General features: G+C 53.7%; 11 protein-coding genes (1 of these 11 cut by a window edge). 6 read left to right on the top strand and 5 right to left on the bottom strand.

Features of this window, described 5'->3' with window-relative positions; all coding sequences use genetic code 11:
- The 3 genes from rsmB to def are packed head-to-tail and all read right to left on the bottom strand — an operon-like array spanning position 1 to position 2,765.
- Complete coding sequence (gene rsmB, locus K0H79_RS00150; RefSeq protein WP_220076928.1) at positions 1–1,284, bottom strand: 16S rRNA (cytosine(967)-C(5))-methyltransferase RsmB; 1,284 nt, start codon at positions 1,282–1,284, stop codon at positions 1–3.
- The gene (gene fmt / locus K0H79_RS00155; protein ID WP_220076929.1) at positions 1,284–2,246 is read right to left on the bottom strand and encodes a methionyl-tRNA formyltransferase; all 963 of its coding nucleotides are present in this window, start codon (positions 2,244–2,246) and stop codon (positions 1,284–1,286) included. Before fmt ends, rsmB begins: the two co-directional genes overlap by 1 nt.
- Before the next feature lie 15 nt (positions 2,247–2,261).
- Complete coding sequence (def, locus tag K0H79_RS00160; RefSeq protein WP_220066229.1) at positions 2,262–2,765, bottom strand: peptide deformylase; 504 nt, start codon at positions 2,763–2,765, stop codon at positions 2,262–2,264.
- A 124-nt stretch (positions 2,766–2,889) separates the two neighbouring features.
- Between def and K0H79_RS00165 the strand changes: the two genes are divergently transcribed.
- From K0H79_RS00165 to K0H79_RS00175, 3 genes are all read left to right on the top strand, one after another.
- Entirely contained in the window at positions 2,890–3,993 is a 1,104-nt protein-coding gene (locus K0H79_RS00165) for a LysM peptidoglycan-binding domain-containing protein (RefSeq protein ID WP_220076930.1), read from the top strand.
- Between the two features lie 84 nt (positions 3,994–4,077).
- Positions 4,078–5,094 (top strand): DNA-processing protein DprA, encoded by a 1,017-nt coding sequence (gene dprA, locus K0H79_RS00170; protein WP_220078048.1) that lies wholly within the window; start codon positions 4,078–4,080, stop codon positions 5,092–5,094.
- Positions 5,095–5,096: 2 nt separating this feature from the next.
- Entirely contained in the window at positions 5,097–5,576 is a 480-nt protein-coding gene (locus K0H79_RS00175) for a DUF494 family protein (protein WP_011758169.1), read from the top strand.
- 102 nt (positions 5,577–5,678) lie between these two features.
- Here the strand turns inward: K0H79_RS00175 and K0H79_RS00180 are convergent, their stop codons facing one another.
- Complete coding sequence (locus K0H79_RS00180) at positions 5,679–7,427, bottom strand: collagenase (protein ID WP_258405442.1); 1,749 nt, start codon at positions 7,425–7,427, stop codon at positions 5,679–5,681.
- A gap of 207 nt (positions 7,428–7,634) precedes the next feature.
- Here K0H79_RS00180 and K0H79_RS00185 point away from each other — a divergent pair, with 207 nt between their 5' ends.
- The 3 genes from K0H79_RS00185 (at position 7,635) to hemF (ending at position 9,794) form a co-directional block, all read left to right on the top strand.
- Positions 7,635–8,198: a type I DNA topoisomerase gene (locus K0H79_RS00185; protein ID WP_220076931.1), complete on the top strand. Its 564-nt coding sequence runs from the start codon at positions 7,635–7,637 to the stop codon at positions 8,196–8,198.
- 104 nt (positions 8,199–8,302) lie between these two features.
- The gene (locus K0H79_RS00190; RefSeq protein WP_220076932.1) at positions 8,303–8,866 is read left to right on the top strand and encodes an L-threonylcarbamoyladenylate synthase; all 564 of its coding nucleotides are present in this window, start codon (positions 8,303–8,305) and stop codon (positions 8,864–8,866) included.
- Between the two features lie 13 nt (positions 8,867–8,879).
- A complete protein-coding gene (hemF, locus tag K0H79_RS00195) occupies positions 8,880–9,794 on the top strand; it encodes an oxygen-dependent coproporphyrinogen oxidase (protein WP_220076933.1) in 915 nt (304 codons plus the stop codon).
- Between the two features lie 24 nt (positions 9,795–9,818).
- Here hemF and K0H79_RS00200 read toward each other — a convergent pair whose 3' ends face one another.
- A protein-coding gene (locus K0H79_RS00200; protein WP_220066234.1) for a group II truncated hemoglobin crosses the window boundary here: on the bottom strand, positions 9,819–10,130 show its 3' portion. 120 nt of this gene lie beyond the right edge of the window; the window shows 312 of its 432 coding nt (coding positions 121–432); the start codon falls outside the window, past its right edge — the gene reads right to left on this strand; it ends in the stop codon at positions 9,819–9,821.

The following is a 10,130-nucleotide window of genomic DNA, read 5'->3' on the forward strand; positions in this document are numbered from 1 at the left end:
CTAAACCAGCGCTTTTTTCAGGCGGGCGTAATAAAACCCGTCCATGTCGTCCTGTCCCGGCAGGATTTGCCAGCCAATATCGTTACTGTTTGCCTGATTGGGCAGGGTTTCCAGGGTCGCATCTGGGGTGCGCTCAAGGAAGGCCTTGATCTGCTCACGGTTTTCTTCAGGCAAAATGGAACAGGTTGCGTACAGCAGTGTGCCACCAGGCTTGAGCCACTGCCAGCAGTTGTCGAGAATTTGCTGCTGAAGTTTGGCAAGCTCGGCAATGTCGTTGTTCTGTCTGAGCCATTTGATGTCCGGATGGCGGCGGATCACCCCGGTAGCAGAGCAGGGCGCATCCAGCAGGATGCGGTCAAACTTGCCGCCCTGCCACCAACTGCCGATATCACCGGCATCGCCGTGGATGACTTTGGCATTGAGTTTGAGACGTTCCAGGTTTTGTGAAACACGTTCGAGACGTTTCTCGTCGAAATCCACAGCGACCAGCTCGATATCGGCCAGCTCCAGCAGGTGGCAGCTCTTACCGCCGGGGGCGGCGCAGGCATCGAGTACCAGCTCACCGTTCTGGGGCGCCAGCAGGCTTGCGGCCCACTGGGCTGCGCCGTCCTGCACCGAACTTGCGCCGTCGGCAAAATTGGGCAGGCGAGCGACGTCAGTGGCAAATTCGAGGCAAATGGCATCTTCCCCCTGACCCGCAGCAGCGCTTATTTCTGCATCGCTAAGCGCCTGCAGATAGGCATCGCGGCTCTGGTGGCGGCGGTTGTTTCTAAGCCACATAGGGGGCCGCTGGTGTGACGCCTCGATAATGCCTTCCCAGTTATCTGGGTAGGCGTCTTTCAGGCGGCGGATTATCCAGGCCGGAAAGTTGTACTTTAAGGTGTCGTTGGACTCGTCCAGCGACGGCTCCTGACGCTGAATGTTACGCAGCACCCCGTTGACCACCTTGACCAGGCTCTCAAAACCGAGGGCGCGGCAGCCTTCGGCGGTTTCGGAAATGGCGGCGTGGGCCGGCACCCGGGTGAAATAAAGCTGATAGGCACCCACCAGCAGCAGCTGGTGGATAACACGCTGTTTGCCCTTGAGGGGTTTTTGCATATAGCCGCTGATCAGCTTGTCGAGCTGGGGCAGGTGGCGCATGACGCCATAGCAAATCTCGGCCATCAGTGCCTTGTCTTTGCCATCACGCAGGAGTTGTTGCTGGGCTGGCAGGGCAACCGAGAGCGACACGCCGCGCTCCAGTACGTCGAAAATCGCCTTGGCGGCGAGGGCTCGGATATTCATTACTCGCTTGCCTCTGGGCTTGCCAGCTGGGTGCCGGGAGCGAACCAGTCGCCGCGGCTATTGAGGATATCGGCCACGTCCATGGGCTTTTTACCGGGCAGCTGCATTTTGTGAATACGCAGCACGCCATCGGTAGTTGCGATATCTATGCCTTGTTTGCCTGCGGCAACTATGGTGCCGGGCGTTCTGGGGCTGGATTCAGCCAGCACACTTGTCTGCCATACCTTGATGGTCTGCCCCTGATGCTCGAAGTAGCTCACCGGCCAGGGGTTAAAGGCGCGTACTTCCTGCCACAGATTTTTAGCGGGCTTGGCAAAATCGAGACGGGCCTCTTCTTTGCTGAGCTTCTCGGCGTAGTTGGCCTGTGCTTCGTCCTGCTTTTCGGCGCTCAAGGTGCCTTCGCTGAGCGCTGCTAGGGCTTCCAACAGTGCCGCAGGACCTTGCTCGGCCAGTTTCTCATACAGGCTGGCAGAGGTGTCGTCATCTTCTATGGGCAGATGGGTTTTGAGCAGCATATCACCGGTATCCAGACCCACATCCATTTGCATGATGGTCACGCCGGTCTCGGTATCACCGGCCCACAGGGCACGTTGGATGGGCGCTGCACCGCGCCAGCGCGGCAGAATGGAGCCGTGCACGTTGATGCAGCCGAGGCGCGGAGTATCCAGCACCACCTTGGGCAAGATCAGGCCGTAAGCCACCACCACCATGATGTCGGCACCGAGGGCCGCCAGTTCCTGCTGCGCGTCTTCTTTACGCAGGGATTTAGGCTGAAACACCGGGATCCCATGTTCCAGTGCCAATGACTTGACCGGGCTTGGGGTTAATTTATGGCCCCTTCCTGCTGGTCGGTCTGGTTGGGTGTAGACGGCGATGACTTCATGCTCAGACGTCAGCAGTGCCTGCAGGTGGCGGGCAGCAAAATCCGGCGTACCGGCAAAGATGATTTTCAGTGGCTTCAAAACGATTCCTGAATCTTATTTGTCGTTACGGGCGGCTTTTTCCAGCTTTTGGCGAATACGCTGACGCTTCAGGGGAGAAAGATAGTCAACAAAGAGCTTGCCGACGAGATGATCCATCTCATGTTGCAGGCAAATGGCGAACAGGCCATCAGCCTCTACAGTAAATTCATTGCCGTTGCGGTCAAGCGCCTTCACTGTGATGAACTCGGCGCGGTCAACCTTGGCATAGACGCCAGGCACCGACAGGCAGCCTTCCTCGTTGCAGAAGTCACCGCTCTTGGCCACGATTTCAGGGTTAATGAATACCTTGGGGCGCTCAACCTCGTCTTGCAGATCCATCACAATCAGGCGTTGATGGAAATCGACCTGAGTCGCGGCCAGGCCAATTCCATTTTCTTCGTACATGGTTTCAAACATGTCGTCGATTTGCGATTGGAGAGCGGGTGTAAATTCCGTCACCGGCTTGGCAACTGTCCTTAATCTTTCGTCGGGAAAACGTAAAACTTTTAATAGAGGCATACTTAAACTCTTAACAAGTCTGTCAAATCCGTGCCAGTTGGTTATACTGACTTTGCTATTGGGTCAATTTTAATCCGTAGCGACAATCAATAACAGTAAAAGCTCGCCTAACGAGCCAAACAACATGGATGCTCCCATGAAAAGGTTAATTCTAGTCGCGTTAATCTCTCTAACCAGTTCGTTTGCCATGGCTGATACCCTGACGCTTAAGCCAGGCCATCCGGACACCTACGTTGTCGTAAAAGGAGATACCCTCTGGGATATTTCTGCGAAGTTTTTAAACGACCCCTGGCGTTGGCCAAAGCTTTGGAATGCCAACCCACAAATTGCCAATCCCCATTTGATTTACCCCGGGGATCGTCTGACATTGGTCTTTATTGATGGTCAGCCGCGTTTGGTGGTCAAGCCGCAGGTTCGTAAGAGCCCAGAAGGGCGTGTCATGCCAAAAGGTGGAGCCATTCCAGCGGTCAATCTGGAACTTATCCAGCCTTATCTGAGCCAAAACCGAGTAGTTGACGATGAATGGTATGCACAGCAGCCCATGATTCTTGGTGGCGAGAGTCCGTCACGTTTCCATATCGAGCGGGACGTGATTTATGTGCAAGCTGAACTGCCCGTTGGTATGAAGGTTGCTGCTTATGATGCTGGTCGAATCTTTACCGACAAAACCACCGAAGAGACTCTGGGCCGTGAAGTCATTCTGACGGCGAGTGGCCGTGTGGTTGAGTCTGGCCCCATTTCCAAAATCCAAATCAGCACTAACCTGCGTGAAACCCGTCCTGGCAATCGTGTGCTGCCTATTGAAGATGAAGCCTTGATGTCAGCGTACTTTATGCCCAAGCCTGCTGATGTCACCGATGCCTATGTGCTTGGTACCGAAAAAGACATTCGCGAAGTGGGTAAGTTGGATGTGGTGTATATCAGCAAGGGTGAGACCGATGGTGTAGAGCCCGGTGATGTGTTTGCCATTCATCGCGACGGTGAAACCGTGGTGATTGATAAAAATGGCACACCTGTCCCAAGCATAGACCGCAGTGCCTACGGTGATCTGATGGCCACATTTGGCAGCGACAGCGCCATCAAGTTGCCCGATGTGTATCATGGCAATCTCATGGTGTTCAAAGTGTTCGATAAAGTGAGTATGGGTCTTATCATGATCAACAACCGTCCGGTGCGCACTGATGACAAATTGTCGGTGCCTGCGGAAACCGGGTTAGCGGGGGAATAAATCGCAGCCAGTCTGGTCGACTGGTTAATTGTCGGTGCTGTTTCCGGGTTGGGACCGACCCGGATCCGCCAATTGCTCCAACACATGGATGTGGACGAGTTAAGACAAAGGCTGGAAACGGAAAAATACTCCCTGCCTTTGTCCCCCTCTCTGCGGTCCGGCCTGATTGTGGATTACCGCTTGGTGGATGCGGCTCTGGCATGGCAAGACGCATCCACTGACCACCACCTTATCTGTTTTGATGACCCACGTTATCCTCCATTACTTAAAACCATCACAGATCCACCCATATTTCTTTTTGTAAGAGGCCAGGCTGAGGCATTATTGCGACCTTCTGTTGCCATGGTGGGCAGCCGGGCTGCGAGTTACAGCGGGCTTCAAACGGCCAGAATGCTGGCGTCCGGACTGGCAGGTTATGGGTTTGCCGTTGTCAGCGGCTTGGCGGCCGGCATCGATGGCGCCAGTCATCAGGGGGCATTGACCGCTAGCGGTGTGACCCATGCGGTGCTTGGCACGGGGATAGATGAAATCTACCCGAAAAAGCATGCCCATCTGGCCAATGAAATTTTGGAGAGAGGTTGCATAGTCAGTGAATTCTGGCCAGGCACACCGGTGTTTGCCGGTAACTTCCCTAAACGAAACCGTATTGTCACGGGAATGGCCCTGGGTACTCTGGTGGTTGAGGCGGCCAGAAAGAGCGGCTCGTTAATTTCCGCCAGACTGGCGATGGAGCAAGGCCGGGAGGTTTTCGCCGTGCCCGGCAGCGTATTGGATGAACGACATCAAGGATGTCATGATTTGTTGCGACAGGGGGTAAAACTTGTTTGCGACGCTGCCGATATAGTGGAGGAACTTGGCAGTATGTTGAGTTGCCAGCTTGATATGTTGCCCCAAAGCCCCCATATCGAAGCTGAAAGTGGTCAGGAGTTGCCTTACCCAGAGCTCTTGGCTAGTGTAGAGTATGAGACCACACCCGTAGACAGGTTGGTGGAACATAGTGGTAAACCGATAGATCTTGTGCTGGAACAAATACTTGAGTTGGAGTTACAAGGTTGGGTTGCTGCAGTACCCGGTGGTTACGTCAGAGTGAAGAGGAATTAGCCATGTTTGACATCCTCATGTACCTATTCGAGAACTATGTTCAGAATGACCTGGAAGTTGACATGCTGGTGGACGAAGACCAGCTGAAAAAAGAACTGGCTTTGGCCGGATTTCGCCAAACAGAAATTATCAAAGCATTGAATTGGCTGGAGCATCTGGCCGATCTTCGCGATAGTGAACAACCTTATTTGTGCCACCACGAGCAGCACTCATTTCGGGTGTATACCCCGGAAGAGATGGAGCGCCTGGACGTGGAATGTCGCGGCTTTCTCATGTTTCTCGAACAGATAAAGGTTCTCAATGTCGAAGCCCGTGAGATGGTGATAGACAGGGTGATGGATTTGGATGAATCCAGCCTCACATTGGACGACCTGAAATGGGTGATCATGATGGTGCTCTTTAATGCACCAGGCCAGGAAATGGCATACAACCAGATGGAAAATATGATGTTTGACGAGCAGCCTGGCCGTTTACATTCCTGAGCCGCCAGCCCTCGCAAATAGAAGAAAGGAGACCAAGAGGTCTCCTTTTTTATTGGGCATTTGGCCTGCACCGCAGTAAGTGATTCAGGTGACCAGGCAGGATTAGAAATGGAAATGTACGCCCGCTTTGCCCTCAGGTTGCGCCAGGTGGAGTGGCATCAAGTAGTCACGATAAGCATAGCGGTTAAGTTTGTGAGGCAGCGTTGGGGTGTCCTTTTCCTTCGCATCGGTATGGGATATTTGCTCATCCAGCCAAGTCTCAAAACGGCTTTGCTCTTCGTTGGCAATTTGGCTTAGCAGGGCATCATAACCTTCAAAATAATCGGTCTTTAATAAGCGCGACAAGTTCACCAACACCCCCGGGCGCTGCTCTGCCAGATAGCGAATGGCGAGATAGCTCCAGCGGTAGGTTCTGTCCAGCCCATCCTTATATTCGGTGGCAAAGATATCGGCCAGGGCGGGGGCTTCTGCGCGTTTTTCCCGCGCGAGCGTGAGGGCTTCTGGATTGTCATTATTCCTGGAGACATATTCCGCCAGCCCCTCGGCCCACCACACCATCTTGCCCGGGAAGTGGCCAAAACCGCCGTACTTTACGAATCGGCCGTCGAGATAATGCACGTACTCGTGATTGAGGTTCCAGATGGCAAACTCTGGGGCAATCCACCATTGACGGAAGGCAAAAAAGCTCGCCTGGTTACCGGGTTTGGATGGTGTGCCCTCGATATACATACCGCCATTGTCTGTGCCTATATCAAACAGCAGTTGGCCGTAGGCATTGTATTGGCTCCAGTTTTTAAAGGCTACGACCTGTAGGGCCTGATTGAAATCATTGGCAGTGGGTTCCCGGTCTGTTTTTAGCAGAGAGTGGAAACTGTCTTCCTGAGAAATCAGCTTGGAGCAGCTTTCGGCAAACTCGGCCTCGGTCAAATCCTGAGACAGGATATAAAGGCTGTCTGAACACCCATGCCGTTGGGGCAGTACCTGAGTAAGCTCAGGGATCACGCAGAGGTCATCCTGCTCGCAGGCTTCTTTGCCAGCAAAGCGGTTGACGTGGTAACCCAGGGTGTAGGCGGTTTTGGCCGCTTCGCCACGGTTTCTGGTATCAGCAATGGCAATACGTTTTACCGCCTCATCCAGCAGGGTTTCCTCCGGCGTGACCTCGCCATTTTCGCCAGCGGGCAGTGCCAGACGATAGAGTGCCAACGCCCAATAGGCATTCATTCGCGGCCAGTCATCTTCGCCGCTGATGGCGGCATCGCTGCTGGCAAAGTTCAGCAGTACTGTGCTCGCATCTGATACAAGCAGGGCTTTGGTGAGGCTACTATCCGGGTGTTTACGGCTTTCAAACAGTAAAAAACCGTAGGCTCTGAGGGTTTCCCACAGGGCATAGTCCCGTTCAATCGATGCAGGTTGTGCTGCCAATTGCTTCAGCTGCGATGCCAGCCGGTCAAGAAAAGGCGCAATTTCGTCGCCGCGATCCTTATCGGCGAGGAAACGGTAACCCACCACGGCAACCTGTTCGCGAGTGCTGGCAGAAGCGGCCTGCGCTACTTGCGCCAAAATTGCAGCAAGGCGTGAGGCTTGTTTTGCACCCATGACATCCGTATCACCGAAATAGCTGTAGGCGCGAAGATAGACCAGCAGCTTTTCATGGTCGGTTTCGGGCCTTTCGAGCAGCGCCAGTGCCAGATTGAAGTTGGCCTTGCTGTAGAGTTCGGGGTCTGCTGCCAGTTTATGTTCAATGTTGGCAAGTCTGGGGGTGAGTGTGTCGATCACAGAGGTTGATTTAGGGGATTGGACGCAGCCGGTCATGGCCAACATCAGGCAGATGGCAAGGGATTTTAGGTTCACATTCAGTCTCTATTGTTGTTTTGGATACAATATAACATTGTGAATGTGAGTTTTCATCCCTACCATGATTTAGCCTTCACCCTGAAGTTAGCTATGGCTTGGTGATAACAGGGGCTTGTCGCCAAGACGCTGGCTTATTCGGGCTAGTTGGCTTTCAGCAAGGCCTGCCAATTGCTAAAATGGTGGCAGTTTGCAGTAGAGGTCGCCATGTCCAAGATAGATCACAGCCTGTTCAGTGCCCACGAGCACGCCCTGGAGCGAGAGTTTGAGCTCTGCCCCGAGTGTGGCAGCGAGCTGTCGGTGCGTCACAGCAAACATGGCAGCTTTGTTGGCTGCAACAATTACCCCACTTGCCAATACACCCGACCTTTGGTGCAGCACGAATCCATCGAAACCCAGGTGATTGAAGGTTCCGTTTGTCCCGAGTGCGGCCACGAACTCGCGGTTAAGTCCGGTCGCTTTGGTATTTTCATCGGCTGTACCCAATACCCGCAGTGCCACCATATCGAGAAGCCCGATCAGGCCCCGCCGGAAGAGGCTGTGGCCTGCCCAGTATGCAAAAGCGGCGTGATGGAGCACAGAACCAATCGCTATGGTAAAGGTTTTTACGCATGTTCCTGTTATCCCAAGTGCAAGTTTTTGGTGAACTATCCGCCGGTGGCTGAGAGCTGCCCTGATTGTGGCTTTGGTCTCTTGGTGCAGCGTAAAGGTGCCAGCGGTACGCGGCTCGAATGCCCCAATAAACCGTGCAAATACAAACGGCCTCTTTGACCCGATCGCATTTCTTTAAGCTTGTCCGCCGTGTCGTTATACTGAGCATCCAGCCTGATAGTCAGGGCCAATGGCGCGAATTTTTTATCTTCGAGATGACGTTAATGGTGCAGGTAAACCCTTCTCATATCAGTGGCATCATTGAAAGTGGCGGCGTTGTGGCCTATCCCACCGAGGCCGTATATGGTTTGGGATGCGATCCGGATAACGATACCGCTATACAAAAGCTTTTGGCAGTAAAGCAGCGCCCTTGGGAAAAAGGCCTTATTCTGATAGCCAGCAGCTTTGACCAGCTCAAACCCTATATTGACTTAAGTCGGGTGACCGAAGTTCAGTTACAGGCCGCATTTGATAAATGGCCGGGCCCTTTTACCTTTGTTATTCCCGCGAAAGCCGATGTATCGCCCATGCTCAGGGGCTGCTTTGATACCATTGCCGTGCGGGTGACGGCCCATGAGGGCGTACGTGCCATGTGTGACGCCTGCCAAAAACCGCTGGTATCCACCAGTGCCAACCTGGCAGGAGAACAGCCAGCCCTGACATTGGCTGAAGTTCAAACTCAGCTGGGTGATAAAATCGACGCCGTGGTGTTGGGACAGCTTGGGCAATCTGGTCAGCCATCCACCATTATCGATATTCAAACCGGACATATTTTCAGACAAGGATAAGAAGGAAAACAGCATGGGACTTCCCAACGCCGATGAGGTAAAAGCGTTTTTAATGCAGCTGCAGGCTAACATCTGCGCTGGCCTGGAAAGGCTGGATGGTCAGGCGTGCTTTGCCACCGACAGCTGGCAGCGCGCCGAAGGCGGCGGAGGCGTTAGCCGGGTGCTGACCGATGGGGCTGTATTTGAGCAGGCCGGGGTAAACTTCTCCCATGTGATGGGTGCCTCCATGCCTGCGTCTGCCACGGCACACAGACCCGAGTTGGCGGGCCGCAGCTTTGAGGCGATGGGTGTTTCTTTGGTTATCCACCCGAAAAACCCTTATATCCCAACCACTCATGCCAATGTGCGCTTCTTTATTGCCCGTAAAGAGGGTGCCGACCCCGTATGGTGGTTTGGTGGTGGTTTCGATTTAACGCCTTATTATCCGTTCGAGTCAGACGTCAAAGAATGGCACCAAAGCGCCAAAGACCTGTGTAAGCCTTTCGGCGATGAGGTGTATCCCAAGTACAAAGAATGGTGCGATAAGTACTTCTTCCTGCCGCATCGCGGTGAAACCCGAGGTGTGGGTGGTCTGTTCTTCGATGATCTCAACCACTGGGAATTTGATAAGTGCTTTGACTATATGCAAGCGGTGGGTAATGGCTTCCTTAAGGCTTATGCACCTATTGTTGAGCGTCGTAAAGACACGGCTTATGGCGAGCGTGAGCGTGATTTTCAGCTTTATCGCCGTGGCCGCTATGTGGAATTTAACCTGGTGTATGACCGCGGCACCCTGTTTGGGCTGCAAACCGGTGGTCGCACCGAATCGATTCTGATGTCGATGCCACCGCTGGTGCGTTGGCAGTATGCCTACAGTCCTGAAGCAGGGACTCCTGAGGCAGAGCTGTACGAGCGTTTCCTCAAGCCCCAGGACTGGCTGGCTGATTAATGGTCAACGGTCTTTAAAAATGGCTTATTGATTGCGCATGTGGTCTGCCAGGGTCGCAATAGCCTGGTAGATCACCTCGCGGTGCTGTTCATTAGCCACTTCCTGTTCCAGCGCATGCTGCATGCACAGCAGCCACTGATCCCGCATTTGCTCATCTATGGCGAAGGGCATGTGTCTGGCACGCAGTGCAGGATGGCCATACTTTTGCTGAAACAGCTGAGGTCCGCCTAGCCAGCCGCTCAAAAATTCATACAGCTTTTGTTCTGATTGCTCGATTGGCCCCGGGTGCATTGCCAGCAGCTTTTGGGTGTCTTCACCCTGCTGCATTCGGGCGTA

This window comes from Shewanella sp. FJAT-52076, assembly GCF_019457455.1.
Taxonomy (GTDB): Bacteria; Pseudomonadota; Gammaproteobacteria; order Enterobacterales; family Shewanellaceae; genus Shewanella; species Shewanella zhangzhouensis.